This window comes from Micromonospora sp. WMMA1976 (assembly GCF_027497335.1).
GTDB classification, from domain to species: Bacteria; Actinomycetota; Actinomycetes; order Mycobacteriales; family Micromonosporaceae; genus Micromonospora; species Micromonospora aurantiaca.
The window spans coordinates 4,759,308-4,785,151 of record NZ_CP114912.1 but is presented as its reverse complement, the minus strand read 5'-3'; the positions used below and the strand labels follow the sequence as shown (position 1 = coordinate 4,785,151).

At 73.3% G+C, this 25,844-nt stretch carries 28 protein-coding genes and 1 riboswitch; of the genes, 14 read left to right on the top strand and 14 right to left on the bottom strand.

What is annotated here, in order from left to right; translation table 11 throughout:
• Positions 1 to 19: 19 nt before the first annotated feature.
• Positions 20 to 799 (bottom strand): DUF4097 family beta strand repeat-containing protein, encoded by a 780-nt coding sequence (locus O7546_RS21910; protein WP_194802344.1) that lies wholly within the window; start codon positions 797 to 799, stop codon positions 20 to 22.
• Positions 800 to 901: 102 nt separating this feature from the next.
• Between O7546_RS21910 and recO the strand changes: the two genes are divergently transcribed.
• The 4 genes from recO (at position 902) to O7546_RS21890 (ending at position 3,209) form a co-directional block, all read left to right on the top strand.
• A complete protein-coding gene (gene recO / locus O7546_RS21905) occupies positions 902 to 1,774 on the top strand; it encodes a DNA repair protein RecO (RefSeq protein ID WP_194802343.1) in 873 nt (290 codons plus the stop codon).
• Positions 1,775 to 1,806: 32 nt separating this feature from the next.
• Positions 1,807 to 2,583 (top strand): isoprenyl transferase, encoded by a 777-nt coding sequence (locus O7546_RS21900; protein ID WP_194802397.1) that lies wholly within the window; start codon positions 1,807 to 1,809, stop codon positions 2,581 to 2,583.
• Positions 2,584 to 2,651: 68 nt separating this feature from the next.
• Complete coding sequence (locus tag O7546_RS21895; protein WP_194802342.1) at positions 2,652 to 2,837, top strand: hypothetical protein; 186 nt, start codon at positions 2,652 to 2,654, stop codon at positions 2,835 to 2,837.
• A gap of 147 nt (positions 2,838 to 2,984) precedes the next feature.
• A complete protein-coding gene (locus tag O7546_RS21890; RefSeq protein WP_128138750.1) occupies positions 2,985 to 3,209 on the top strand; it encodes a thioredoxin reductase in 225 nt (74 codons plus the stop codon).
• Positions 3,210 to 3,236: 27 nt separating this feature from the next.
• Here O7546_RS21890 and gndA read toward each other — a convergent pair whose 3' ends face one another.
• Entirely contained in the window at positions 3,237 to 4,679 is a 1,443-nt protein-coding gene (gndA, locus tag O7546_RS21885) for an NADP-dependent phosphogluconate dehydrogenase (RefSeq protein WP_194802341.1), read from the bottom strand.
• Between the two features lie 343 nt (positions 4,680 to 5,022).
• On the opposite strand from gndA, the gene O7546_RS21880 reads away from it, so the two are divergent.
• The gene (locus O7546_RS21880; RefSeq protein ID WP_281599998.1) at positions 5,023 to 5,385 is read left to right on the top strand and encodes a hypothetical protein; all 363 of its coding nucleotides are present in this window, start codon (positions 5,023 to 5,025) and stop codon (positions 5,383 to 5,385) included.
• A gap of 227 nt (positions 5,386 to 5,612) precedes the next feature.
• On the opposite strand, the gene O7546_RS21875 is transcribed toward O7546_RS21880, so the two are convergent.
• The 3 genes from O7546_RS21875 to O7546_RS21865 form a co-directional block, all read right to left on the bottom strand.
• Complete coding sequence (locus O7546_RS21875) at positions 5,613 to 6,413, bottom strand: energy-coupling factor transporter transmembrane component T (protein WP_194802339.1); 801 nt, start codon at positions 6,411 to 6,413, stop codon at positions 5,613 to 5,615.
• A complete protein-coding gene (locus O7546_RS21870) occupies positions 6,410 to 7,843 on the bottom strand; it encodes an ABC transporter ATP-binding protein (RefSeq protein WP_194802338.1) in 1,434 nt (477 codons plus the stop codon). The genes O7546_RS21875 and O7546_RS21870 overlap by 4 nt, the downstream gene beginning before the upstream one ends.
• Positions 7,844 to 7,956: 113 nt before the next feature.
• On the bottom strand, positions 7,957 to 8,547 hold the full coding sequence (locus O7546_RS21865) for an ECF transporter S component (protein ID WP_194802337.1): 591 nt from the start codon (positions 8,545 to 8,547) through the stop codon (positions 7,957 to 7,959).
• A 75-nt stretch (positions 8,548 to 8,622) separates the two neighbouring features.
• Positions 8,623 to 8,729: riboswitch (TPP riboswitch) on the bottom strand.
• A gap of 76 nt (positions 8,730 to 8,805) precedes the next feature.
• On the opposite strand from O7546_RS21865, the gene O7546_RS21860 reads away from it, so the two are divergent.
• From O7546_RS21860 to O7546_RS21845, 4 genes are all read left to right on the top strand, one after another.
• Complete coding sequence (locus tag O7546_RS21860) at positions 8,806 to 9,642, top strand: alpha/beta hydrolase (protein WP_281599997.1); 837 nt, start codon at positions 8,806 to 8,808, stop codon at positions 9,640 to 9,642.
• Positions 9,639 to 10,388 (top strand): SIS domain-containing protein, encoded by a 750-nt coding sequence (locus O7546_RS21855; RefSeq protein WP_269697476.1) that lies wholly within the window; start codon positions 9,639 to 9,641, stop codon positions 10,386 to 10,388. The genes O7546_RS21860 and O7546_RS21855 overlap by 4 nt, the downstream gene beginning before the upstream one ends.
• Positions 10,389 to 10,479: 91 nt before the next feature.
• Positions 10,480 to 10,980, top strand: a complete 501-nt coding sequence (locus O7546_RS21850; RefSeq protein WP_194802334.1) for a DUF6328 family protein — start codon at positions 10,480 to 10,482, stop codon at positions 10,978 to 10,980.
• A 108-nt stretch (positions 10,981 to 11,088) separates the two neighbouring features.
• Positions 11,089 to 13,062 (top strand): acyl-CoA dehydrogenase family protein, encoded by a 1,974-nt coding sequence (locus tag O7546_RS21845; protein ID WP_194802333.1) that lies wholly within the window; start codon positions 11,089 to 11,091, stop codon positions 13,060 to 13,062.
• A gap of 52 nt (positions 13,063 to 13,114) precedes the next feature.
• Here O7546_RS21845 and O7546_RS21840 read toward each other — a convergent pair whose 3' ends face one another.
• From O7546_RS21840 to O7546_RS21810, 7 genes are all read right to left on the bottom strand, one after another.
• A complete protein-coding gene (locus tag O7546_RS21840; protein WP_194802332.1) occupies positions 13,115 to 13,282 on the bottom strand; it encodes a hypothetical protein in 168 nt (55 codons plus the stop codon).
• A gap of 9 nt (positions 13,283 to 13,291) precedes the next feature.
• Positions 13,292 to 13,897: a hypothetical protein gene (locus O7546_RS21835; RefSeq protein ID WP_194802331.1), complete on the bottom strand. Its 606-nt coding sequence runs from the start codon at positions 13,895 to 13,897 to the stop codon at positions 13,292 to 13,294.
• Between the two features lie 52 nt (positions 13,898 to 13,949).
• Positions 13,950 to 14,252 (bottom strand): metalloregulator ArsR/SmtB family transcription factor, encoded by a 303-nt coding sequence (locus tag O7546_RS21830; RefSeq protein ID WP_013287947.1) that lies wholly within the window; start codon positions 14,250 to 14,252, stop codon positions 13,950 to 13,952.
• A gap of 43 nt (positions 14,253 to 14,295) precedes the next feature.
• Positions 14,296 to 15,171 (bottom strand): metal ABC transporter permease, encoded by an 876-nt coding sequence (locus tag O7546_RS21825; protein WP_135241564.1) that lies wholly within the window; start codon positions 15,169 to 15,171, stop codon positions 14,296 to 14,298.
• Between the two features lies 1 nt (position 15,172).
• On the bottom strand, positions 15,173 to 15,937 hold the full coding sequence (locus O7546_RS21820) for a metal ABC transporter ATP-binding protein (RefSeq protein WP_194802330.1): 765 nt from the start codon (positions 15,935 to 15,937) through the stop codon (positions 15,173 to 15,175).
• Positions 15,934 to 16,881 (bottom strand): metal ABC transporter substrate-binding protein, encoded by a 948-nt coding sequence (locus O7546_RS21815; RefSeq protein ID WP_194802329.1) that lies wholly within the window; start codon positions 16,879 to 16,881, stop codon positions 15,934 to 15,936. Before O7546_RS21815 ends, O7546_RS21820 begins: the two co-directional genes overlap by 4 nt.
• Positions 16,882 to 16,969: 88 nt before the next feature.
• Positions 16,970 to 17,233: a DUF6703 family protein gene (locus O7546_RS21810; protein WP_120568528.1), complete on the bottom strand. Its 264-nt coding sequence runs from the start codon at positions 17,231 to 17,233 to the stop codon at positions 16,970 to 16,972.
• A gap of 27 nt (positions 17,234 to 17,260) precedes the next feature.
• On the opposite strand from O7546_RS21810, the gene O7546_RS21805 reads away from it, so the two are divergent.
• From O7546_RS21805 to dusB, 5 genes are all read left to right on the top strand, one after another.
• The gene (locus tag O7546_RS21805; protein ID WP_194802328.1) at positions 17,261 to 17,602 is read left to right on the top strand and encodes an antibiotic biosynthesis monooxygenase family protein; all 342 of its coding nucleotides are present in this window, start codon (positions 17,261 to 17,263) and stop codon (positions 17,600 to 17,602) included.
• Positions 17,603 to 17,696: 94 nt separating this feature from the next.
• Positions 17,697 to 18,170 carry a hypothetical protein gene (locus O7546_RS21800; protein WP_194802396.1) on the top strand — a complete coding sequence of 158 codons (474 nt, stop codon included), beginning with the start codon at positions 17,697 to 17,699 and terminating at the stop codon, positions 18,168 to 18,170.
• A 113-nt stretch (positions 18,171 to 18,283) separates the two neighbouring features.
• Complete coding sequence (locus tag O7546_RS21795; protein ID WP_194802327.1) at positions 18,284 to 19,663, top strand: glycine--tRNA ligase; 1,380 nt, start codon at positions 18,284 to 18,286, stop codon at positions 19,661 to 19,663.
• Between the two features lie 156 nt (positions 19,664 to 19,819).
• On the top strand, positions 19,820 to 21,244 hold the full coding sequence (locus O7546_RS21790) for an MFS transporter (RefSeq protein WP_269697474.1): 1,425 nt from the start codon (positions 19,820 to 19,822) through the stop codon (positions 21,242 to 21,244).
• 109 nt (positions 21,245 to 21,353) lie between these two features.
• Positions 21,354 to 22,445 carry a tRNA dihydrouridine synthase DusB gene (dusB, locus tag O7546_RS21785; protein WP_281601176.1) on the top strand — a complete coding sequence of 364 codons (1,092 nt, stop codon included), beginning with the start codon at positions 21,354 to 21,356 and terminating at the stop codon, positions 22,443 to 22,445.
• 64 nt (positions 22,446 to 22,509) lie between these two features.
• On the opposite strand, the gene O7546_RS21780 is transcribed toward dusB, so the two are convergent.
• A complete protein-coding gene (locus O7546_RS21780) occupies positions 22,510 to 23,157 on the bottom strand; it encodes a C39 family peptidase (protein WP_194801693.1) in 648 nt (215 codons plus the stop codon).
• A 557-nt stretch (positions 23,158 to 23,714) separates the two neighbouring features.
• Positions 23,715 to 25,427, bottom strand: a complete 1,713-nt coding sequence (locus tag O7546_RS21775; protein ID WP_281601175.1) for a beta-N-acetylhexosaminidase — start codon at positions 25,425 to 25,427, stop codon at positions 23,715 to 23,717.
• Positions 25,428 to 25,844: the final 417 nt, after the last annotated feature.

The window sequence follows — 25,844 nt, the reverse complement described above, 5'->3', positions numbered from 1 at the left end:
ACCACCGGGCGCGGCCCGCTCAGCGCGTGCTTACCGTGACGTTGCCGCTGGTGGCGGACGCTTCGAGCGTCACCGACGCGGTCGGGTCGTCGGTGACGCGTACGTCGGTGTCGCCGGATGTCGCGGTGGCGCGCACCCGGTAGCGGCCGGCCGGTACGGCCAGGTCGACGTCGCCGCTCGTGGCGTGCACCCGGGCCGGAGCCGGCTCGTCCAGCTCGACGACGATGTTGCCGGAGGTGGTCTCCACGTCGACGGCGGAGGCGAGCCGGCGGGCCTCGATGTCGCCGGAGCGGGCCCGCAGCCGCACCGGGCCGGCCGCCTCGACGACCCGGATGTTGCCCGACGTGGTGGAGGCACGGACCTCGCCGGTGGTGCCCCTGATGGTCAGGTCGCCGGAGCTGAGCGTGAACTCGACGGCGCCCACGTCGGTGAGGTCGACGTTGCCCGAGCCGGTGCCACCGCGGACCACCACACCGGGCGGCGCGGTCACCTCCCAGGAGATGCTGCACCGGTGCCCGCAGTCCGTGGGCAGGACGAGTTCGTCGCCCTTGATCTCGTACCGGCTGGTCGGCTCGTCGCCCTGGTAGCGGACCACGCGCTTGACGCGTACCTGGTCGGCGGGGCCGTTGGCCCGCACCACGACGTCGCCGGCGCCGTCGTCGTCCACGGTGATCTTCGTGATCCTGGTCCGCTCGGTGTGGTCGTAGTCGAGGCGGCGGAACGAGAGGGTGTCACACCCGGAGAGAACGATGAGGGCGGCGGCAGCGGTCGCGGCCACCGCGGTGCGGAGCGAAGCCATGGCCAGCACATTAGGACCGGCTCGGCGCCCGGCACATCGGGGATCGCCCGCCGGTGCACCCCGAGCCGACCCTGAGATCGCACCCGGAGGGAGAATGGCCTGATGGCCGGGTACCGCCGACAGCTCTACCGCGACGACGCGGTGGTGCTGCGTGTGCAGAAGCTGGGCGAGTCCGACCGCATCATCACGCTGTTCACCCGCCGGCACGGCCGGTTGCGCGCGGTGGCCCGGGGCGTGCGGCGCACCACGAGCCGGTTCGGCGCACGGCTGGAGCCGTTCGGGCACGTCGACCTCCAGCTCGCCGGTGACCCCAAGGGCAACCAGGGCAGCTCGTTGCACACCGTCAGCCAGGTCGAGGCGATCGAGCTGTACGGCAAGCGGTTCCTCGGCGACTACCCCCGCTACACCGCGGCCAGCGCGATCGCCGAGACCGCCGAGCGACTCACCCCGGTCGAGCGCGAGCCGTCGTTGCGACTGTTCCAGCTCACCCTCGGCGCGATGAAGTCGCTCGCCCGGGGCGAGCACGCCACCACGCTGGTGCTCGACGCGTACCTGCTGCGCGGCATGGCGTTCGCCGGCTGGGCGCCGGCGCTCGCCGCCTGCGCCGTGTGCGGCGAGCCGGGCCGGCACCGCGCGTTCTCCGTACCGGCCGGCGGCGCCGTCTGCCCGGACTGCCGCCCGCCGGGCGCCGCCCACCCCGCGCCCGCCACGCTGGAGCTGATGTCCGCGCTGACCTCCGGCGACTGGGGGTACGCCGACGCGGCGGAGACCGGCGTACGCCGGGAGTGCAGCGGGCTGGTCGCGGCGCACCTCCAGTGGCATCTGGAGCGCGCGCTACGCTCGCTGCCGCTGGTCGACCGGGGTGCCCCGGCGGCCGGCGCGGTCCCGCCGCCCGGCGTCGCGGGACCGGATGTGGTCCCGCCGCGCTCCGGCGCCGGGCCAGTCGCCGGTGTGAACAGGGAGATGACCGAGTGATCCGATCGACGAGGGCGACCCGCCGCGAGCCGGTGCCGCCGACCCCGCACCCCTCCGGCGCCCGTCCGCCGGCGCTGCCGCCCGCCGCGGTGCCCCGCCACGTCGCCATCGTGATGGACGGCAACGGCCGCTGGGCCAAGGAGCGCGGGCTGCCCCGCACCAAGGGGCACGAGCAGGGCGAGCACAGCCTGTTCGACGCCGTCGAGGGCGCGATCGAGATGGGCATCCCCTACCTGTCGGCGTACGCGTTCTCCACCGAGAACTGGCGGCGCTCGCCCGACGAGGTCCGCTTCCTGATGGGCTTCAACAGGGACGTCATCCGCCGCCGCCGCGACCAGCTCGTCGACCTGGGCGTACGGGTGGTCTGGTCGGGCCGCGCCGGCCGGCTGTGGAAGAGCGTCATCTCCGAGCTGCAGACCGCCGAGGAGATGTCGCGCGGCAACTCGACGCTGACGCTGCAGTTCTGCGTCAACTACGGCGGCCAGGCCGAGATCGCCGACGCCGCCGCCGGGATCGCCCGTGACGTCGCCGCCGGCAAGCTGGATCCGGCGAAGGTGAACGAGAAGACGGTGGCGCGGTACCTCTACCACCCCGAGGTGCCCGAGGTCGACCTGTTCCTGCGCCCCTCCGGCGAGCAGCGCATCTCCAACTTCCTGCTCTGGCAGACCGCGTACGCCGAGCTGGTCTACCTGGACACGCTCTGGCCCGACTTCGACCGCCGTCATCTCTGGTACGCCTGCGAGCTGTACGCGCAACGCGACCGCCGCTTCGGCGGTGCCCTGCCCAACCCGGTCGCCCCGGGCGCCTGACGTCACGCTTACCGGGGCGCCGCGCTGGGTACCGATACCTCCAGACAGCAAACGCGGAGGTGAACCACATGATTCAGAAGCGGATCGCGCAGTGGGCGTTCATGGCGGTCGCCGTGCCGCTGGCAGCGGCCGGCGCGCGCCGGCTCAGCCACACCCTGGAGGCCCGTCGCGGCCCGTCCGGGGTGAGCCGTCTGCTGACCAAGGGCGCCGACCTGGTCCGGCCGCAGAAGGCCAAGCGTCGCCGGTTCTTCTGACCGCGACGTCCGGCCCTGGTGGCCGTGGCCGGCATCCGGCCCGACCGTGACGCCCCGCATCCGGCTTTCCCGCCGGGCGCGGGGCGTCGCGCTCTACGATCGGCGCAGGGCGTGCCGCCGGGTGCGCGCCCGCCACGGGGGTGGAGGATGCGCGATCTCCGGTACGAGATGACTGCTGCCCTGGCCGCCGCCGACCTGGTGGAGCCGGCTCGCCGGGACGCCGTCGCCGCACTGTGCGCCGACGTCGCCCAGCGGTGGTGCGCCGACCTCGGGCACACCCCCGCCGTCCGCTCCGGTGAGATCGGCGAGCTGGCGGCGGGCGAGCCGGCCGCCGGGTGGGCGCCCGACCCGGACGGCCAGCGGGCCTGGTGAGGCGTCCGGCCGGGCTGCCGGTGCGGCTCACGCCTCCACTTCGGAGCGGTCGCCCGCCCAGAGCGTGTGGAACGAGCCGGGCCGGTCCACCCGGTGGTAGGTGTGCGCGCCGAAGTCGTCCCGCAGGCCCTGGATCAGCGCGGCCGGCAGCCGCTGCGCCCGCAGAGCGTCGAAGTAGGCCAGCGACGACCCGAAGGCCGGGGCCGGCACGCCCGCCCGGGCCGCGTCGGCCACCACCCGTCGCCAGGCCGGTACGCCGGCGCTGACCCGCTCGGCGAACCACGGCGCGACGAGCAGCGTCGACAGGTCCGGCTCCGCGTCGTACGCCTCCCGGATCCGGTCCAGGAAACCGGCCCGGATGATGCAGCCGCCCCGCCAGATCGTGGCCGTACCGCCCAGGTCGATGTCCCAGTCGTACTCCCGGCTGCCGGCCCGGATGTGGTCGAAGCCCTGCGCGTACGCGACGATCTTGCTGGCCAGGAGCGCGCGGCGCACGTCCTCGACGAACGCGTCCCGGTCGTCCACCTGCCACTTGTCGCCCGCGTCGGCGAACACCCGGCGGGCGGCCTCGCGCTGGTCGGCGTGACCGGACAGCGACCGGGCGAACGTGGCCTCGGCGATGCCGGTGATCGGGATGCCGAGGTCCAGCGCGCTCTGCACGGTCCAGCGGCCGGTGCCCTTCTGCTCGGCCTGGTCGAGCACGATGTCCACGAACGGCTGGCCGGTGGCCGCGTCGGTGTGGCCGAGCACGTCGGCGGTGATCTCGATGAGGAACGACCCCAGCTCGCCGCCGTTCCACTCCCGGAAGATCTCCGCGATCTCCGCCGGGCTCGCCGACAGACCGGCCCGCAACAGGTCGTACGCCTCGGCGATGAGCTGCATGTCGGCGTACTCGATGCCGTTGTGCACCATCTTCACGAAGTGGCCCGCGCCGTCCGGCCCGATGTGCCGGCAGCAGGGCTCGCCGTCCACCTGCGCGGCGATCTTCTCGAAGATCGGCCCGAGCTTGCGGTACGACTCGGCCGACCCGCCGGGCATGATGCTCGGGCCGAGCAGCGCGCCCTCCTCGCCGCCGGACACACCGGTGCCGACGAAGTGCAGCCCGTGCTCGCGCAGCGCCTCCTCCCGGCGGCGGGTGTCGGCGAAGTGCGCGTTGCCGCAGTCGACGACGATGTCGCCCTCCTCCAGCAGCGGGATCAGCTCGTCGATCACCGCGTCGGTGGGCGCGCCGGCCTTCACCATCACGATCACCGCGCGGGGCCGCTCCAGCGAGCCGACGAAGTCCGCGAGCGACTCCGACGGCACGAACGTGCCCTCGTCGCCGTGCTCCGCGACCAGGCTGCGGGTACGTTCCGGCGACCGGTTGTGCACCGCCACGGCGAAGCCGTTGCGGGCCAGGTTCCGGGCCAGGTTGCGGCCCATCACCGCCAGACCGGTGACCCCGATCTGCGCCGTCGCCTGCTCTGCCATGCGTACCGCCACCTCTCGTTCGTGCTGCCGTGCTGCGACCGTATCGCGGTCGCCGGGGGAGCGGGCGGGGACGTCGACAGGGCGTGACCGAGGCGTGGCCGTGCGTCCTTGCGTTAATTCGGGTGCGGGGCGTCCGGTGGCGGGGTAGCGTTGCCGCATGCGTATGTGACGCCCCACCTCCGAGCCCGGTCCACCGCCGCCAGTGCCGTGGACCCGTCCTGCTCCGGGCGTCCGCATTCCTTCCCCGCCACCGTCGGTCGCGGTGTCTGTCGTGATCGGAACGCACCGGAGCCCTCGCTCGGCGCGTCCCGGTCGGCGCGCCCGCACGACAGGAGGCCCGCGAATGCCCGCGAAGCGCAATCCGAAGAAGTCCCGCAAGCAGTCGTCGCCGCAGGTGACCACGCCGAACCTCGACGCGCTCATGGAGACGCCACCCGCGGTGGTGCTCCCCACCGAGCCGTTGGCGTCCGTGTCCCCGGTGGTGCTTCCCACCGAGCCGGCGGCGCCCGCCGTGTCCCCGGATGCGGTGTCGCCAGTCCTGGCTGCGCCGACGGTGTCGCCCTCGGAGTCTCCGGAGACCCCGGTCCTGCCGGGCGCATCCGCGACGCCGCCCAGATCGGGTCCACCGGCAGGGCAGCAGGCCCGGTTCACCGGGCGGAGCCAGCGCGCCGGCCAGACCCGGTTCTACGCCTTCCGCCGCAGCTGACCGACAGCCCGCCCACCGGGCAGGCCCCCTCATCCGGGGCCTGCCCGAGCATCCCCGAAGATCTTGGAAGATTCCGGCCCCCATAGGGGCCCTTCCGTACCAAGATCTCGCCCGACCCTGGCTGATCATGAGGTTGGCGGCGACAAAACGGGCAACCGGTACCGTCAACTTCATGATCAACGGGGCGGGGCGGGGGGCGGGGCGCTGGGCGGGGACTGGGCTCGGGGTCAGCCGATCAAGGGGCGGAAGGTGCCCAGGGCGATGCTTGTGGCCAGGGCGCCGGCTGCCAGCAGGGCGGCGCCCGCGACGAGCAGCGCGTCGGCGCGGGTGAAGCGCTGCGGGCGGGCCACGGTGCGCGGCGTACCCGCGTCGAAGCCCCGCGCGTCCATCGCCACGGCCAGCCGGGTACCCCGCCGGATGGCGCCCACCAGCAGCGTGAACGCGGTGGACGCGAACAGCCGCAGCTTCGCCACCGGGTTGCGGCCGGCGTCCACGCCGCGGGCCCGGCGGGCCATGCTGATCATCCGCCACTCCTGTTCCAGCAGCGGCACCATCCGGAACGCGGCGAGCGCCCCGATGGCGAACCGGGCGGGCGTCTTCGCGTTCTGGATCAGCGCATCGGCCAGGTCGGTCGGGTCGGTGGTGGCGAACACGACGATGCCTGGTAGCGCCACGGCGAGCATCCGCAGCACGAGGCCCAGCGCGGTGACGAGCACCCCCTCGGTGACCAGCACCGGGCCGGCTTCGAGCAGGACACGGCCGGAGCGGTCGGCCGCGAAGAGCACAAGCGTGACGAGGATGCCCACGGCACCGGCGAGCAGCGGCCAGGCCCGGCGGGCGAGCACCCGGTAGCGGACGCCGAACAGCGGGAGCACCGCGAGTTCGACGGCGATGGCGACGGCCGGGGCCACCGGGTCGAGCGTCGCCACCAGGATCAGCGTGAAGACCACGGCGGCGGCCAGCTTCGCCACCGGGTTGCGCCGGGCCAGCGGTGCGCCGGGTGCGGCGACCGGTTCGAGGCCGATCACGCGACCACCCCGTCGGGGGAGCGGGGCAGGGTGAGCGTCCGGTCGGCCAGCGCGGCGACGAAGTCCTCGTCGTGGGTCACCGTGACCACGCCGTGCCCGGCGTCGCGCAGCTCGGCGAGCAGGTCGACCAGCTCCAGCCAGGTCCGCCGGTCCTGGCCGAACGTGGGCTCGTCGCAGATCAGCAGGCGGGGCGCGGTGGCCAGGGCCGTCGCCACGCTCAGCCGCCGCGCCTCCCCACCCGAGAGGGTGTACGGGTTGGCGCCGGCCAGCCGGTCCAGCCGCAACCGGTGCAGCAGCTCGTCGACGGTGGCGGTGACCGCCGACTCGGGCCGGCCGGTGCGGCGCGGGCCGAGCGCCAGTTCGTCGCGCACAGTGGCGGTGACGAACTGGTGTTCCGGGTCCTGGAACACCGAACCGATCCGGCGTACCAGCGCGGGTGCCCGCCAGCGGTGCGGGGGAGTACGTGCGTCCCGCCCGGCGAGTTCCGCCGACGCGGTGACGGCGCCCGTGCCGGGCTTCAGCAGGCCGCCCAGGAGCAGTGCCAGTGTGGACTTGCCGGCCCCGTTGGGGCCGAGGACGGCGAGCGCCTCGCCGGCGCGTACCCGAAGATCGGTGGGGTCGAGCCGCGGCGGCAGGCCGAGCCGCTCCGCGGTGAGCAGCACGTCGCCGGGCGGCGTGGTGGCGTGCCGGGGCGGCGCGACGTGCCCGGGTACCCAGACCCCGGCGGCGGCCAGCGCCTCGCCGTGCGCGGCGAAGACCGCGTCGGGCGCCCCGTCGGCGCGGACCCCGCCGCCGGGTTCCAGCACCACGACGCGGTCGACAAGCGGCAGCGCCTCGGTGACCCGGTGCTCGACCAGGACCATCGTGGTGTCCGGGTCGAGCGCATTCGCGACGGCCCGGCGGATCAGGCCGGCGCCGGCCGGGTCGAGGTTGGCGGTAGGCTCGTCGAGCAGCAGCAGCCCGGGGCGCAGCGCGAGCGTGCCGGCCAGCGCGAGCCGCTGCTGCTCGCCGCCGCTGAGCGCGGCGGTGGGGCGGTCCCTGTCGTACGGGAAGCCGACCCGGTGCAGCGCCTCGTCGACGCGGGGCCAGATCTCCCCGGCGGGTACGCCACGGTTCTCCAGCCCGAACGCCACGTCGTCACCGGAGCGGGCCATGACGAGTTGGGATACCGGGTCCTGGAAGACGATGCCGACGCGCTCGCGGGCCTTGCGCGGGTCCAGCCCGTCGATCTCGACGGTTCCCTCCTGCTCGCCGGAGTCCTCCGGCAGCAGCCCGGCCAGCGCCGCCAGCAGCGTGCTCTTGCCGGCGCCGGAGGGTCCGAGCAGCAGCACCCGCTCGCCGCTCTCCACGCGCAGATCCACCCCGCGCAGAGCCCAGCGTTTCCGTCCCCCGTGCCGCCACCCGAACCCCCGCAGTACCACCCCGCTCACCGCCCACCCACCCCCTCTCCCGGCCCAGCCTGCGTGATCAAGGAGTTCGCGTCCGGGAAACCGTGCCCGGCGGACGCAAACTCCTTGATCACCGGGGCGGTGCGAGGCGAGCCTCAGACCAGGGCGCGATCCCGGCCGGCGGGGAAGCGGTCCAGGACGCCGGTGTTCGCCAGCGCGCGGGTGAGGACGTGCGCGCCCAGACCGGCGACGATCGTGGCGCTGACAATCGTGATCAGCGCGTACGGGAGGCGGTAGGAGGCGAAGTCGAACGCCTTGTTCCAGTAGACGAAGTCGAAGATCGCCGCGCCGAGACCGGTCAGCGCACCGGCCAGCACCGCCACCGGCAGTCGGAACGAGCGGTACCGGAACGCGGCGAAGGCCAGCTCGGCGCCGATGCCCTGCATCAGGCCCTGGAGGATCACGATGCTCGCCCACTGGCTGCCCAGCAGGGCGGAGATGATCGCGGCCACGGTCTCGCAGTACAGCGCAGCGCCCGGCTTGCGGATGATCAGGCCGGCGAGCACCGCCGGGATCAGCCACACGCCGTAGAGCACGGCCTGTGCCGGCGGGAAGAACGCGAACGCCGCGTCGGTGGCGCTCCAGAGCAGGCCCCAGGCCCAGAAGACGACGCCGAAGGCGACGGCGATGACCGAGGCGACGACGATGTCGACGGTACGCCAGCGGTTGCTGTCGGTACGGTTCACGGTTGGCTCCCAGTTCGTCGAGGTGAACCAGGAGAAGACGCACGCCGCGCCCGGTGGTCACCGGACGGCGACGCGGCTGGAGGTCGACCGAACTCCCTGCGCTGGCATTACCCAGATCAGGTTCGAGGGTCTGCGGGCACCGGCCCGCACTCTCAGCGCTGTGCGCTCCCCTGTCGGATGTGAAGTTGTCTCGTCGCAGACGCTAGCACCGACCACGGCCCCCGGCCCAGCAGGGCGAGTGTCGGTATGGTGGCGATCATGCTGGTGGATGCGCGGGGACTGACGTTCGAGGTACGCGCCGGCGGCCCCGAGGGCGGTGATCCCGTCCTGCTGCTGCACGGCTTCCCGCAGCACTCCGGTGAGTGGGACGCGGTCACGCCCGCGCTGCACGCCGCCGGGCTGCGCACGTACGCGCTCGACCAGCGCGGCTACTCGCCCGGCGCGCGTCCGGCCGACGTCGGGGCGTACCGGATTCCGGAGCTGGTGGCCGACGCGGCCGCGGTGCTCGACGCGCTCGGGGTGACTCGCGCCCACGTGGTCGGCCACGACTGGGGCGCGATCGTGGCGTGGGGCCTGGCGGCGGCGCACCCGGACCGGGTGCGGACGCTGACCGCGGTGTCGGTGCCGCACCCGTCCGCGATGGGCCACGCGCTCGCCACCGACCCCCGGCAGAAGGTCAAGTCCGCGTACATCGCGTTGTTCCGCAAGCCCGGTACGGCGGAGAAGGTGCTGCTGGCGTGGAACGGCGCCACGCTGCGCAAGCTGCTGAGCGGCGTGGGCGACGCCGAAGCGGTCGCCCGGTACGCCGAGCCGATGCGCGAGCCGGGCGCGTTGACGGCGGCGCTGAACTGGTACCGCGCGATGACCGGGGCGGACATGAAGGCGGTCGCGCCGGTCGGGGTGCCTACTACGTTCGTCTGGAGCGACAAGGACGTGGCGATCGGCCGGACGGCCGCGCAGGCGTGCGCGGCGCACGTCACCGGTGACTACCGGTTCGTGACGCTGTCCTGCGTCAGCCACTGGATCCCGGACGAGGCGCCCGGCCCGCTGGCCGAGGCGATCCTCGCCCGGTGCGCAGGAACGGAGGAGGCATGACGGTGAGCGCCGAGGCGTACCTGGCGGTGGTGACCGAGACGATCGGCCGGGTCGCCGCCGAGCAGCGGCAGAACGTCGCCGAAGCGGCCGACCTGATCGCGGCGGCACTGCAGGCCGACGGGGTGGTGCACGCGTTCGGCACCGGGCACTCCGAGGCGCTGGCCATGGAGATCGCCGGGCGGGCCGGCGGCCTGGTGCCCACCAACCGGATCGCGCTGCGTGACCTGGTGCTGGTCGGCGGCGACCCGGCCGACGTGCTCGGCCCGAAGCTGGAACGCGATCCGGCGGTGGCGCACCGCCTCTACGAGCTGGCGCCGATCCGGCCGCAGGACGTGTTCGTGCTGGCCTCGAACTCGGGCGTGAACGGGGCGATGGTCGAGTTCGCGTCCGTCGTGAAGGAACGCGGGCACGGCCTGGTGGCGATCACCTCCGCGCAGCACTCGGCGCGGATGACCTCGCGGCACCCGTCCGGCCGCAAGCTCGCCGACTTCGCCGACGTGGTGCTGGACAACGGTGCCCCGTACGGCGACGCCACGCTGCCGCTACCCGGCGGCGGCGCGGTCGGCGCGGTCTCCTCGATCACTGCCGCGCTGCTGGCCCAGCAGATCGTCACCGAGGTGGTGGCCCGGCTGGTCGCGGCGGGGCAGCGCCCGCCGGTCTACCTGTCCGCGAACATCACCGGCGGCGACGAGCACAACGCCGAGCTGGAGGCACGGTACGCGGGCCGCATCCGCCGGGGATCCTGAACCGGTTTCGTGATCAGCCGTACGGGGCACAGGCGCTCCTGCCGGTGGGCGTTCACCCGCCGGCCGTGCCGTCTCCCGGGGAGGTCCGCGAGTGTCAAAGGAATCCGAGAAGCAGCGCTGGCAGCGCAACTTCGCCGATCTGTTGCAGGAGCTGCGGGTCGCGCAGACAGGCGTGCAGATCCTCTTCGCCTTCCTGCTGACGCTGCCGTTCAGCAACGGGTTCGGCCGGACCACGGAGTTCCAGCGCGACGTCTACATCCTGGCGCTGCTGACCGCCGCCGCGTCCGCCGCGATGATCATCTCTCCGGTCGCGTTCCACCGGGCGCTGTTCCGGCAGGGGCGTAAGCCGGAGCTGGTCCGGTTCGCCCACCGGATGGCCACCGGCGGCCTGTTCTTCATGCTGATCGCGATGGTCAGCTCGGTCCTGCTGGTCACCGACTTCGTGCTGGACCGGCCGATCGCGTTCCTGCTCAGCGCGCTCACCGGCGTGTGGTTCCTGATCTTCTGGGCGATCCTGCCGTTCAGCAGGCGCAACTGGGGTGAGGACGACATCGACGACGAGGACGACAGCCCTCAGTCGCTGACCGACTGACGGTCCGCCAAATCGGACGTGCACGCAGCGCTACCCCTGGGTAACACCCGGGGGTAGCGTCGTTTTCGTCGCACGTGTCGACGCAGCCGGACCGACGAGGAGGCAGCCGTGACCACGACCCAGAACAGCCGGCCCGAGTCACCGGACGGCGCGGGGCCGCTGCCCACCGAGGCGGGCCAGGTCTCCGAGAAGGAGGCCCGCCAGGTCGCCGAGGCGGCCCGCGAGTCGGCCTGGGACCGGCCCAGCTTCGGCAAGGAACTGTTCCTCGGCCGGTTCCGGCTCGACCTGATCGACCCGTGGCCCCGCCCCGACCCGGCCGAGGTGGCCCGCGCCGACGAGTTCCTCGGCGCGCTGCGCGCTTACCTGACGTCCGAGGTGGACGGCGAGGCGATCGAGCGGGACGCGCGCATCCCCGACGAGGTGTTCCACGGCCTGGCCGGGCTCGGCACGTTCGGCATGAAGATCGACCGGAAGTACGGCGGGCTCGGCCTGAGCAACCTGCACTACTGCCGGGCGCTGATGCTCGTCGGCTCGGTGAACCCGGCGGTCAGCGCGCTGCTCTCCGCACACCAGTCGATCGGCGTGCCGCAGCCGCTGAAGATGTTCGGCACGCCCGAGCAGAAGGATCGGTTCCTGCCCCGGCTCGCCGCCGGTGAGGTCTCCGCGTTCCTGCTCACCGAACCGGACGTCGGCTCAGACCCGGCCCGGCTCGCCACCACCGCCGAGCCCACCGCCGACGGCACCGGCTACCGGCTCAACGGGGTGAAGCTCTGGGCCACCAACGGCACGCTCGCCACGCTGCTGGTGGTGATGGCCCGGGTGCCGGCCGGTGAGGGGCGGCGCGGCGGCATCACCGCGTTCGTGGTGGAGGGCGACAGCGACGGCATCACCGTGGAGCGGCGCAACTCCTTCGTCGGGCTGCGCGGCCTGGAGAACAGCCTCACCCGGTTCCACGACGTGTTCGTGCCGAAGGAGAACGTGATCGGCGGCGAGGGCAAGGGCCTGAAGATCGCGCTGACCACGTTGAACACCGGCCGGCTCTCGCTGCCGGCCATGTGCGTCGGCGCCGGCAAGTGGGCGCTCAACGTGGCCCGCGAGTGGGCGGCGGACCGGGTCCAGTGGGGCCGCCCGGTGGGCGAGCACGAGGCGGTGGCGAAGAAGCTGTCCTTCATCGCCGCCACCACGTACGGCATGGAGTCGATGCTCGACCTGTCCTGCATGCTCGCCGACGACGACCGCAACGACATCCGGATCGAGGCGGCGCTGGTCAAGCTCTACGCCAGCGAGATGGCCTGGCGGATCGCCGACGAGCTGATCCAGATCCGCGGTGGCCGCGGCTACGAGACGGCCGACTCGCTCGCCGCTCGCGGGGAACGGCCGGCCGCCGTCGAGCAGCTCCTGCGCGACCTGCGGATCAACCGGATCTTCGAGGGCTCCACCGAGATCATGCACCTGTTGATCGCCCGCGAGGCGGTCGACGCGCACCTGTCCGTCGCGGGCGACATCATCGACCCGGACGCGGGGCTGGGCCGCAAGGCGAAGGCGGGCGCGCGGGCCGGCGCCTTCTACGCGAAGTGGCTGCCCACGCTCGCCGTCGGCAAGGGGCAGACGCCCGGGGCGTACCAGGAGTTCGGGCCGCTGGCCGGGCACCTGCGCCACGTCGAGCGGACCTCCCGCAAGCTGGCCCGGTCGACGTTCTACGCGATGTCCCGCTGGCAGGGGAAGATGGAGCGCAAGCAGGCGTTCCTCGGCCGGGTGGTGGACATCGGCGCGGAGCTGTTCGCGATGAGCGCGGTCTGCGTCCGGGCCTACGCCGAGCGGGACGCGCACCCGGAGAACGTCGAGCTGGCCGACCTGTTCTGCCGTCAGGCGCGGCTGCGCGTCGACGAGCTGTTCACCGGCCTGTGGTCGAACACCGACTCGGTCGACGTGGCCGCCGCCAAGCGGATCGTCGCCGGCCGGTACGCCTCGGTGGAGGAGGGTGTCGTCACCCCGCCCGCCGACCTGCCCTGGGTGGCCCGCTGGGAACCGGGGGCGTCCACCGAGCAGGACGTCCGCCGTCGCATCCCGCCCGCCGGCTGACCCCGCCCCGCCCGCCCGGCGGTCGTCCCACCCGGACGGCCGCCGCGGGCGGTCAGCGCGCGATCGCCCAGGCCAGGACGCCGGCCAGGATCAGGCCGTTGAGCCCGGCCAGCACCAGGTACGCCGACGGCGGGATCTTGCGGCCCTTGCGGACGAAACTCACCAGCACGGCCGCGTACCCGAGCAGCAGCACGGCGACGACGATCAGGAAGTACAGCACCCGCACACCTTACCGGCCGCCGCGCAGCCCCAGTTCGCGCAGCTCCAGCGCGGCGAGCGCGTCGACAGTCGCGTCGTCGCCGCGCCGCCACGCCTCGGCGACGTCGGGCGCGATCCGGGTCAGCTTCGACAGCGGCTGACCCGCCAGTGCGCGCAGCGCCAGCAGGTCCCGGCCGGCCGGGACGCCCGCCAGGGCCTTCGCCGCGCCGGCCCGGCGCATCCAGCGCAGGCGCAGCGGCAGCCAGCCGAACAGCACCAGGCCGAGCGGGAACACCAGCACCGCGACGGTCAGCCCGAGCGCGAGCTGCCCGACCAGCTCCTGCTGGTCGCGGCCCGCCTCGGCGACCGCGCGGGCGGCGTCGGCGGCACGGGTGAACGGCGCGGTCAGCTCGTCGCCGACGATCGGCACCCGGCCGACCTTGCCGCCGGCGTCGGCCAGGTTGTCGGCGAGACCACCGCCGGCCCCCTCCAGCTTCTGCCCGGGTACGGCGAGCTTCTCGACCACGTCGTGCAGCCACAGCGCGAAGCGGATCGCCGCGTACACCCAGACGACCACGAGCAGGTCGGTGAGGAACTGGCGGACGGCGGTGGGAAAACGGTCGGCGTAGATCTTCACGCCGGACAGCGTCCCACGGCGCGGGCGCGTCGGCACCTGGCCGATTTCCCGCTCAGTGCGACCCTTCACCGGCGTGACTGACGGCGTCCGCCACGATGTGCGCGACGTGGTCGTCGACCAGCGCGTACGCGATCTCCCGGCCGCGCCGCGACCCGCGCACCACCCCGGCGCCGCGCAGCACCCGCAGGTGCTGGGAGACCAGCGGCTGCGGCGCACCGAGCTTCTCGACCAGCTCGTGCACGCAGCGCTCGCCCTCGGCCAGCTCGCTGACGATCGCGAGCCGGATCGGGGCCGAGAGCGCGCGCAGCAGGTCACCCGCACCCTCGAAGGCGTCGTACCCGTTCGTGCCGGTCACCCTGTAACGGTAACCAATCCCAGCTGCGCCGGCGGGCAGGGCCTCACCGCAGCAGCACCTCGTGCTCGACCGGCTCGGGCGGGGGCGTGGCCCGGTCGGCCCGCACCCGCCGCCGCAGCGCCCGCACACCGGCCGCCGCGAGCGCGACCAGCAGGAACGAGCCGATCGCGACGAGCACCACCGACGCGCCGGGCGCGGTGTCGGCGGTGGCGGCCACCCAGACCCCGGTGCCGGCGGCGAACAGGCCCAGCGCCATGGCCGCCGTCATGGTGGAGCGGAAGCCCCGGGTCACCTGCTGCGCGGTCGCCACCGGCACCACCATCAGCGCGCTGATCAGCAGCACCCCGACCGCCCGCATCGCGATGGTCACGGTGACCGCGGTACCGACCGCGATGACCAGGTTCAGTGTCCGCACCGGCAGGCCGGACACCCGGGCGTACTCCTCGTCGTGGCACACCGCGAACAGCGCCGGACGCAGCACCAGCATGGTCACCAGCAGCACCACGCCGAGGACGCCGATGGTGATCAGGTCGGTGCGGGAGGTGGTGGTCAGCGACCCGAACAGGTACGCGTTGAGCGACCCGCTGCTGGCGTCGGAGAGCCCGACCAGCATCACGCCACCGGCGATGCCGCCGTAGAACAGCAGCGCCAGCGCCAGGTCACCGGAGGTGCGCCCGTACGCGCGGACCAGCTCGATCACCACCGCGCCGAGCGTCGCGGCGATCACCGCCACCAGCACGGGCGAGCGGTTGAGCAGCAGCCCCGCGCCGACGCCGGTGAGCGCCACGTGCCCGAGCCCGTCGCCGATCAACGCCAGCCGCCGCTGCACCAGGTAGATGCCGAGCGCCGGGGCGGCCAAACCGATGATCAGCGCGCCGACCAGGGCGCGGAGCATGAAGTCGTACTGGAAGAGATCCATCTCAGATGCCTGTCCAGAGCCGGGCGGGCTCCTCGTCGCAGTGCGGGTGCACGTGCTCGTGGTCCGGGTCGGCGTGGTGACCGGCCGGTTCGGGCACCGCGCCGTCGTGGGCGATCCCGCCCTGGTGCACCACCACGGCCCGGCTGATCAGCGGGCGCAGCGGGCCCAGCTCGTGCGCGACGAGCAGCACCGTGCCGCCGCCGTCGCGGAACGCGCGCAGCGCCCCGGCGAACGCCTCCTGGCTCGCCGCGTCCACCCCGGCGGTCGGCTCGTCGAGCACCAGCAGCTCCGGCCGGCCGGCCAGCGCGCGGGCGATCAGGGTGCGTTGCTGCTGGCCGCCGGAGAGCGTCGACACCGGGTCGCCGGCCCGGTCGGCGAGCCCGACCGCGTCCAGCGCCGCCGCCACCGCCTCCCGGTCCGCCCGCCCGGCCGGACGCAGTACGCCCCGGCGGGCCAGCCGCCCGGACGCCACCACCTCGCGCACGGTGGCTGGTACTCCGCTGCCCGCGCCGAGCCGCTGCGGCACGTACCCGATGCGGTGCCACTGCCGGAAGCGGCGCTGCGGCGTGCCGAACAGGGCGACCGACCCGGCGCCGACCGGCACCAGGCCGAGCGCGGCGCGCACGAGCGTCGACTTGCCGGAGCCGTTGGCGCCGAGCACGGCGACCACCTCTGAAGCGGTCACTGTCAGCGAGACGTCACGCAGCACCGGGCGGCCGTCGTAGCCGACGGTGGCGTGCGCGATCTCGATCACGGGTGAGGTCATGAACAGTCCAGAGCGGTTCGCAGGGTCTGCAGGTTGGTGCGCATCGCGGAGAGGTAGTCGCCGTCGGCGGGCGGGCCCTCCAGTGGGTCCAGGACCGCCGTCTTCGCCCCGACCTCACGCGCGATCGTCTCGGCGACCTTCGGGCTGACGAGCGTCTCGAAGAAGATCGTGCCGGCCTGGTGCTCCCGGGCCTCCTCGGCGACCTCGGCGAGGCGCTTCGGGGACGGCTCGGACTCCGGGGTGAGCCCGCTGATGCCGATCTGCTCCAGCTGGTAGCGCTCGGTCAGATAGCCGAACGCGGTGTGGCTGGTGACGATCTCCCGGCGCTGGCAGGTGCGCAGGCCGTCGGCGTACTCGGTGTCGAGCTTCGTCAGCTCGGCGCGCAGCGCGCCGGCGCGGGCGGTGTAGTCGGCGGCGTGGTCCGGGTCGGCCTTGCCGAGCCGCTCGGCGAGCTTGTCGCCGATGGTGGCCAGCCGGGTCGGGTCGAGCCAGACGTGCGGGTCCTTGCCGCCGCCCTCCTCGGTGTGCCCGGCCTCGCCCTCGTGGTCGTGGTCGTGCCCACCGGCGGCGGCGTCCCGCAGCGGCGTGACGCCCGCCACGTCGAACGCGCGGTCGCCGCCGTTCTGCTCCACCGCCTCGTCCACCGCCGGCTGGAAGCCGCTGAGGTAGACGACCACGTCGGCGTCGACCACCTGGCCGACCTGGCGCGGGTTGAGTTCCAGGTCGTGCGGCTCGGCGCCCGGCTTGGTGAGGTTGCTGACCGCGACCGTGTCGCCGCCGATCCGCTCGGCGAGGAACTGGAGCGGGTAGAACGCGGCCACCACGTCGACCCTGCCGGGCTCGCTCGCGCCGCCCGAGCCGTCGGCGCAGGCGGTCAGGCCGGCGGCGGCGAGCAGGGCGGTGGTTGCGGCGGTCAGGATGCGGCGCGGTGCACGAACGGTCATGGGCTCAACTGTCCGCGACAACGAAAACTATTGTCAAAAACGCATGATTGCATGTCAGCGCAGGTCAGCTCGGCTCTGCTTCGTGCGGTCAGCCGACCATGAGCTTCGCCAGCGCCACCGCGATCAACAAGGTCAACATCACCAGCCGGAGCATCCGGGTCGCCGGGGCCTGCACCGGCCAGGTGACCGACATCAGCCAGACCAGCCCGCCGGCCAGCACGAGCAGCAGGACGCCACCCGCCGGGCCGGGCGCGAACAGGCCGACAAGCACCAGGGCCAGCGCGGCCAGGAACACCGCCGTCGGGTTGAGCCGTGCCAGCCGGGACAGCACGGGACTCTGCGTACGCTGCATGCCACAAACTCTACGAGGAGGAACGCCGTGCTGGTCACCAACCGGTTCGTGGTGGAAGCCGAAACGGTGGACGAGTTCACCCGGGAGGCGCACGCCGCGCTGGCCGCGCTCGCCGCCCGCCCCGGCTACCTGCGCGGTGAACTGCTGCGGGCGCTCGACGACCCGGACCACTGGCTCCTGGTCACCGAGTGGGAGTCGGTCGGTGCGTACCGCCGGGCGCTCGGCGGATTCGACGTCAAGGTCACCGCCGTGCCGCTGCTCGCCCGATCGGTGGACGAGCCGTCGGCGTACGAGACGCTCGCCGGCGCCGCCCCGGAGGGGGAGATCGTCGTCGTCGCCAGCGATCGTGCCGCAGGCCCGTACCGCTGAGTGCCGGGGCACTACCCTGGCGCGTATGACCGCTCCCGGACCGGCCGCGCCACCCCCGTCGTCAGTTCCGCCCGCGCCGCCGGCGGACCCCGGGGTGCCCGCGCCGCCGCAGGGGCCCGGTGCCGTGCCGCCGTTCGCCGCCCCGCCCACCGAGGGCGGGCGGACCCGGCTCTGGCTCGGCCTCGGCGCGGGCGCGCTCGCAGTGCTGATCTGCTGCGGCGGAGGCGGCGCCGCGGTGGTCGGCCTGGCCGTGAGCAACGCCCAGGCGATCGGCGAGCAGGGCCGGGCCGTCACGAACGACTACTACCAGGCGCTCGTGGCCCGGGAGTGGTCCAAGGCGTACGACACGCTCTGCGACGACATCCGGCGACGCGAGCCCCGGCGCGAGTTCGAGCGGCGGGTGGCGACCGAGCCGCAGATCTCCGGCTACCGGGTCGGCGAGGTCGACCTCAACACGCTCACCGTGCCGGTGGACGTCACACTCGCCGGCGGCCGCCGGGAGGCGCAGACCGTGACGCTGGCACCGGACCAGCAGACGGGCGGCGTGGAGGTCTGCGGGGTGAGCTGACCGGCCCCCGGTATTCTGCTGGGCTCGGGACGGACACGGTCGTACCGTTGTCCCGAACAGCCCGGTTCCATCCATCTCAACCGCGCCGACCGCCAGCCGGCGTAGGAGGAAACATGCCAGCCGACCGTATCGACGCCGTCACCAGCCTCGCCAAGCGCCGGGGCTTCGTCTTTCCCTCCAGCGAGATCTACGGGGGCACCCGGTCGGCGTGGGACTACGGTCCGCTCGGCGTCGAGCTGAAGGAGAACGTCCGCCGGCAGTGGTGGCGGACCATGGTGCAGCAGCGCGACGACGTCGTCGGCCTCGACTCGGCGGTCATCCTGGCCCGCAAGGTCTGGGAGGCCAGCGGCCACATCGCCGAGTTCGTCGACCCGCTCACCGAGTGTCAGTCCTGCCACAAGCGGTTCCGGGCCGACCACCTGGAAGAGGCGTACGAGGCCAAGCACGGCAAGCCGCTGACCTCGCTGACGGAGCTGAACTGCCCCAACTGCGGCAACAAGGGCACCTTCACCGAGCCGAAGATGTTCAACGGCCTGATGAAGACCTACCTGGGCCCGGTGGAGAGCGACGAGGGCATGCACTACCTGCGCCCGGAGACCGCCCAGGGCATCTTCGTCAACTACAAGAACGTGGAGACGGTCGCCCGCAAGAAGCCGCCGTTCGGCATCGCGCAGACCGGCAAGTCGTTCCGCAACGAGATCACCCCGGGCAACTTCATCTTCCGGACCCGCGAGTTCGAGCAGATGGAGATGGAGTTCTTCGTCGAACCCGGCACCGACGAGCAGTGGCACGAGTACTGGCTTCAGGAGCGCTGGAACTGGTACCTCGACCTCGGCCTGTCCGAGGAGAACCTGCGCTTCTACGAGCACCCCAAGGAGAAGCTCTCCCACTACTCGAAGCGCACCGTCGACATCGAGTACCGGTTCCGGTTCGGCGGCAGCGAGTTCGCCGAGCTGGAGGGCATCGCGAACCGCACCGACTTCGACCTGTCCACGCACAGCAAGCACTCCGGCGTCGACCTGTCGTACTTCGACCAGGGCAAGGGCGAGCGCTGGATGCCGTACGTGATCGAGCCGGCCGCCGGCCTCACCCGCGCGGTGCTGGCGTTCCTGCTCGAGGCGTACGACGAGGACGAGGCGCCGAACACCAAGGGCGGCGTGGACAAGCGCACCGTCATGCGGTTCGACCCGCGCCTGGCCCCGGTCAAGGTCGCCGTGCTGCCGCTGTCGCGCAACGAGGCGCTGTCGCCGAAGGCCAAGCAGCTCGCCACCGACCTGCGCAAGCGCTGGGTGGTCGAGTTCGACGACTCGCAGGCGATCGGCCGCCGCTACCGCCGGCAGGACGAGATCGGCACGCCGTTCTGCGTCACCGTCGACTTCGACACGCTCGACGACAACGCCGTGACGGTCCGGAACCGGGACACGATGGCCCAGGAGCGCGTCTCGCTGGATCAGGTCGAGCGCTACCTGATCGAGCGCCTGCCCGGCTGCTGACGTCGCACGAAGAAGGGCGCCGTCGCCGACGGCGCCCTTCTTCATGTCCTCCGCGCGGGGACGACAGGTCGACATGTCTGGATCCCGCGAGGCCGGTGGCGTTAGCCGGCGGGAGCGCCGGGTAGCAGATCCCTCACCGGCAGCGGAGGGGGCGAGATGCGGCAGGCGACCAGCGGACCGACTGTCACCCCGGCGCCCGCGGTGGTGGCGCATCGGTGGCCCACCGCACTGGTCCTGGCCAGCGCCATGTTCCTGGTGCTGTTCGACAGCCTGGCGGTGGCCACCGCGCTGCCGCGCATCGGTGACGAGTTCCGCCTCGGCCCGGCCCGCCTCCAGTGGGTCGTCACGTTGTACTCGCTGAGCATCGGCGGCCTGCTGCTGCTCGGGGGCCGGCTCTGCGACCTGTGGGGGCGCCGCCGCCTGATCGTCGTCAGCCTCGCGCTGGCCACTTTCGGCTCGGCCCTGGCCGGGCTGGCGACCGCGCTGTTCCCGCTGCTGCTCGGCCGGGTGTTGCAGGGCGCCGGGGCGGCCCTCGCCATCCCGGCGACCCTGGCCTCGGCGGCGACGTTCTTCCCCGACGAGCCGTGGCGCAGCCGGGTGTTCGCGGTGGTCGCCGCCGCCGCGAACACGGCCGGCCTGGCCGGGGCGATCGTCGGCGGCCTGATCACTTCGCACCTGGGCTGGCGCTGGGTCTTCCTGGCCACCGTGCCGGTCGGACTGGTGGCGATGGTGGCGGCCCGGCTGCTGCTGCCGGCGAGCCGGCCCGAACCGGGCGGCCGGCAGCGGCTGGACCTCGCCGGCGCGGTCCTCGCCACCGGCATGCTGCTCGCGCTGATCTTCGGTGCCAACCGGATCGCCGAGTCGGGTCCGGACCCGGTCGGGCTCGGCGCTGTCGCCGCCTCCCTGGTACTGCTGTTCCTGCTGGTGCGGGTCGAGCGGCGGGTGGCCGACCCGCTGGTCCGGCCGTCCCTGTTCCGGTCGCGCCCGCTGGTCGCCGGTTGCCTCGCCTTCGCCGCGCACTCGGCGGCGTACGCGGTGGTGGTGGTCGTGGGCAGTCTCTACCTCCAGGAGATCCACGGCCTGTCCCCGGCGGGCGCCGGGCTGGTGCTGGCCCCGGTGCTGCTCGGCGCGCTGGTCAGCGCCGCTCCGGCGGGCGCGCTGATCCGCCGGTTCGGCGCGCGGCGGGTCGTCGCGGTGGCGCTTGCCCTGTGCGCGGTCACGCTCGCGCTGGTGGCGGTCAACGCGGGCGGCCCGCTGATCCTCGTGACGACGATCCTGGTCGCCTGGGGGCTCAGCGCCGGTCCGATCTACGTCGGGCTGACCCGCGTGTGTGTCGGTGACGCACCGCCGGGCGACCAGGGAACGGCCTCGGCCGTGTTCGAGTCGACCACCCACGTGGCCGGGGCCGTCTCCGTGGCGGTCTTCCTCACGTTGCTCGCCGCCGGGGTCGGCTACGGCGTCGTGCAGTTCTTCGGCGCCGTGGCGGGTGGGCTGGGCGTCCTCGCGTTGCTGCTGATCATGCCGGCGGGGAACCCCGGGACCGCGCCGGAGCCCGCGCCGCAGCGGGTGGCGGCCCGGTAGGCGTCGATACCCGAGAACCCCTCCCTACACTGGTCAGGTGACTGCTCCGATCCTGCCCGCGTTGACCATCGGCCCGCACCGGGTGTGGCCGCCGGTGGTGCTCGCGCCGATGGCCGGGATCACCAACGTCGGCTTCCGCCGGCTCTGCCGTGAGCAGGGCGGCGGCATCTACGTCTGCGAAATGATCACCACTCGCGCGCTCGTCGAGCGGAACCCGAAGACGCTGCGCATGATCGCCTTCGGCGCCGAGGAGCAGCCCCGCAGCCTCCAGCTCTACGGCACCGACCCGGAGATCACCGCCGCCGCCGTACGGATCGTGGTCGAGCGCGACCTGGCCGACCACATCGACCTCAACTTCGGCTGCCCGGTGCCCAAGGTGACCCGCAAGGGTGGCGGCTCGGCCCTGCCGTGGCGTCGCCGGCTGTTCGCCCGGCTGGTCAAGGCCGCGGTGGACGCCGCGTCACCCGCCGGGGTGCCGGTCACCGTCAAAATGCGCAAGGGCATTGACGACGACCACCTGACGTACGTCGAGGCGGGGCTGGCCGCGCAGGACGCGGGCGTCGCGGCGGTCGCCCTGCACGGGCGTACGGCCGCGCAGCGCTACTCCGGCACCGCCGACTGGGACGCGATCGCCACGCTCAAGTCGGCGCTCGACGTGCCGGTGCTCGGCAACGGCGACATCTGGGAGGCCGACGACGCGCTGCGGATGGTCGCGCACACCGGCGTCGACGGTGTGGTGATCGGGCGCGGCTGCCTGGGCCGGCCGTGGCTGTTCGCCGACCTGGAGGCCGCGTTCAACGGGAGCGCCGAGCGGCGGCTGCCGAGCCTCGGCGAGGTGGCGGTGACCATGCGGCGGCACGCCGAGCTGCTGGTGGAGCAGTTCGTGGCCGGTGCGCGCAACCCGGCCCGGGGCGAGCGGGACGGTTGCACCGACTTCCGCAAGCACGTCGCCTGGTACCTGAAGGGCTTCCCGATCGGCAGCGAACTGCGCCGCTCGCTCGCCATGATCGAGAGCCTGGCGCAGCTCGACGACCTGCTCGGCAAGCTCGACCCGGCCGTACCGTTCCCGGTGGAGAACCTCGGGCAGCCGCGCGGCCGCACCAACTCCCCGGGCAAGGTCTTCCTGCCCGACGGCTGGCTGGCCAGCCGCGACGACGACACCCCGCCCGACGGCGCCGAGCTGGACGACTCCGGCGGCTGACCCCGGACACGCCGAAGGGCCCGACCCCTGTTCTGGGGTCGGGCCCTTCGGCATTGTCACTCGGTCAGGAGCTGTAGCCGCGGCTGGCGATCCAGTGGGCCAGGGCGTCCACGTCCATGCGGTACGAGGCCTGGTTCGGGTTGGCCGAGTCGGCGATCGTCACGACCTTCCCGCCGTCGCGGTAGCCGACCACGCTGATGTAGTGGCCACCCTCGAACGAGTGGGCGTTGCCGTCGGTGTCGGTCGCGGTGCCGGCGATGTTCGCCACCACGGCCCGGCCGTCGTCGACCGTGCGCACCACGTCGGCGCGCAGCTTCTCCACCTTGTCACCGGCCTTGTCCACCGGGATCTCGGTCGACTTGTAGACGTCCTTACCGGTCTCCTTGTTCAGCACCGGCGTGATGTCGTTGATGGAGTTGGTGCCGTCCTCGGTGGTGCCCATCTCCTCGGCCATCGCGTGCACGTCGATGTTCTTGCCCTGCACGCTCAGTGCGTTGCGGGCCGCGGCCGGGCCGCAGAAGTAGAAGTTGGGCTGCGCCTCGTAGCGTACGTCCAGTTCCCGCTCGCCGTGCTTGCGGTCGGTGGTGACCTGGGCGGCGGCGCGCTCGGCCGGGGTGGCCTGGGCGGCGATGGCGGGGCCGGCGATGCCACCAGCGGTGGCGACGACACCAGCAGCGGTCAGAACGGTCTTACGCAGCAGAGTGGTAGCCATGATCAGTTGCCTCTCTGTCGGGGGTACGCGGCGATGGGGGATGCCGCGAAGAAAGATCAGGTGGCCCGGTATGTGCGTCGGGCCGGTGGCTCGCTCGGGCGGCCAGGGGGACGGCCTGCTCCGGCGGCTCGGGGATGTAACGACCGGGGGCCCGGGGTCATTCCCGGGGGCGCTGCCCGGCGGTGGGGCCGGCTCGACAGGCGGTCGGCCTGCTCGGCGGCCCGGGTGATGTAACGACCGGCGGCCCGGCCCGATTCCCGGCCCGAGGGGGCGGGCGGTCGGTGGGTGCGGCGCGGTCTGCCATGTACAACGCCCCGCACCCACCCCCGATTCCACCCCACCGGTGACCCCCACCACCCGAAATCCGGACACCGCCCCCACCGGGCCCGCCGCCACCGACACCGACCCCGCCCGCCTCACCGCAGCCACCCGGCCCGGCCACGCCCGAGGGGCTCCCCCCACCGGATGACGGCGTCGATCATGAAGTTGGCGGTGTCTTGTGTCCGGTTTGTCGCCGTCAACTTCATGATCGACCGGGTTCGGCGACCCCGCGCGGGTCAGGGGGTGGTTGGGGAGGGGTGGGGAGTGGGCTGGGTGGGGATCTGGGGTGGGGTGGTGGGCCAGGGGATTTCGGGGGACTGGTGGAAGGTGATGCCGGCGGTGGACCAGCGGGGGCCGTGGCCGGCGAGCCGGCTGCGGAACCGGGACCAGTCATGCGTCTCGCGGGGTGACCAGCCCAGCTCGGCTACGGCGGGCAGACGCGGGAAGAGCATGAACTCGACCTCGGCCAGTGTGGTGACCGACTCGGTCCACAGCGGGGCCTCCACCCCCAGCACCGCCTCGGCCGGTACGCCCCGCACGTGACTGGCCGGATCCCACTCGTATGCCCGGCGTACGTCGATCAGACCGGCCCAGTCGTGTCCGATCGGGGTGTCCGGGGCGTACTTCATGTCCAGGTACGCGTGGTTACCGGGGGAGAGGATCAGCCGGGCGCCCCGGCGTACCGCGTCGGCGGTCTCCGGGTCGTCGCCGTTCGTACCCCACCATTGCAGGACGCGCCCGTCGACGTGTTCGGCCGGGGCGAGCTGGTGCCAGCCGACGACGGTCTTGCCGGTGGCGGCGACCAGCCGCTGCGCCCGGGCCACGAACGCGCGGTAGCTGTCGGCCGGCACCTTGAACGCCTCGTCGCCGCCCAGGTGCAGCCACGGCCCGGGCGTCAGCGCGGCCACCTCGCCGACCACGTCCGCGACGAAGGCGTACGTCCGCTCGTCGGCGGGGTCGACGAAGCTGAACCCGACCTCGGTGCCTGTGTAAGGCGGCGGCGCGACCTTGCCGGGCGCCAGTTCGGGGTACGCGACGAGCGCCGCGTTTGTGTGGCCCGGCAGGTCGATCTCGGGCACCACAGTCACGTGGCGGCGGGCGGCGTACGCGACGATGCGGCGGTAGTCGTCACGGGTGTACCAGCCGCCCGGGCCGCCGCCGACCGCTGTCGTGCCGCCGACCTCGGCGAGCCGGGGCCAGGAGTCGACGGCGATCCGCCAGCCCTGGTCGTCGGTGAGGTGCAGGTGCAGGTGGTTGAGCTTGTAGCGGGCCAGGTGGTCGATCACCCGCAGTACGTCCTCGACCGGGAAGAAGTGGCGTGCGACGTCGAGCATGGCGCCCCGGTAGGGGAAGCGCGGCCGGTCGACGATCGTGCCGCCGGGGATCGCCCAGCGCGCGGCGACGGCGGCCGGGTTCTCGATCGGCGCGGGTAGCAGCTGCCGCAGTGTCTGCGCCCCGTGGAACAACCCGGCCGGGCCGGCGGCGGTGATCCGCACGCCGTCGGCGGTCACGTCGAGGCGGTAGCCCTCGTCCCCGAGCCGCACGTCGCCCGGCCCGCCGGAACCGCCGGAGCCGCCGAAGCTGCCCGGGCCGCCCGATCCGCCGGCCCCGGTGGAAACCGCCGCGGACAGCGTGAGCGTCAGCGGGCCGCCCTCGGTGGTGTCGGTGACCGGGAGCGGGAAGCCGGTGGCCGGGCGCAGCCAGCCGGCGAGCTGTTCGGCCACGTCCCGCCCGGTGGGGCTGACCCGCAGCACCGCGTCCGCGTCCAGCGTGAAGTCACCCGCCGGGTCGGGGCGCACCTGCTCGGGCGCCGGCACCACGTCGTCGAGCCGGACCGGCGCCGGCCCGGCAAGCGCCCCGGCGGCCCGGCCCGCGGCGGCCCGGGCCAACTCGGCGGAGGACGCCGCCACACCCGGCAGGCCGTCGGCGGGCGCCGCCCCACCGGTCAGGCCGGGGGAGGAGGGCGCCGCCGCCCCGGGCAGGCCGGTGGGAGATGCCGGGGCGGGCGCGCCGGGCGAGGACGCCTCCGAAGGCGGCAGGTCGACGGAAGGGCTGGTGGGAGGGGTGTCGGACGGCTCCGGCCCGATCTGCGGGGCGGCGGGGTTTGTCGGCACGGCGACGGCTCCGAGGGGTGTATTCGCGCGGGATATGGCAAAGGTCAGGTTCCGCGAGATGCAGTGACGTCCAGAGTACGAGGGGAATCGGAATTGCGTGATCGTGCTCGTGGAAGCGTTCCCAAAAACCCGTACGAACGCGGATTGTGGTGACCGTTGTGCCGAAAGTCACCGAACGCTCCCAGGTTTCTCGAAGTTCGCCTAGCCTTCGGCCCACCGACGCTGACGAGCCGGGATTGCCGGTGGTCACTA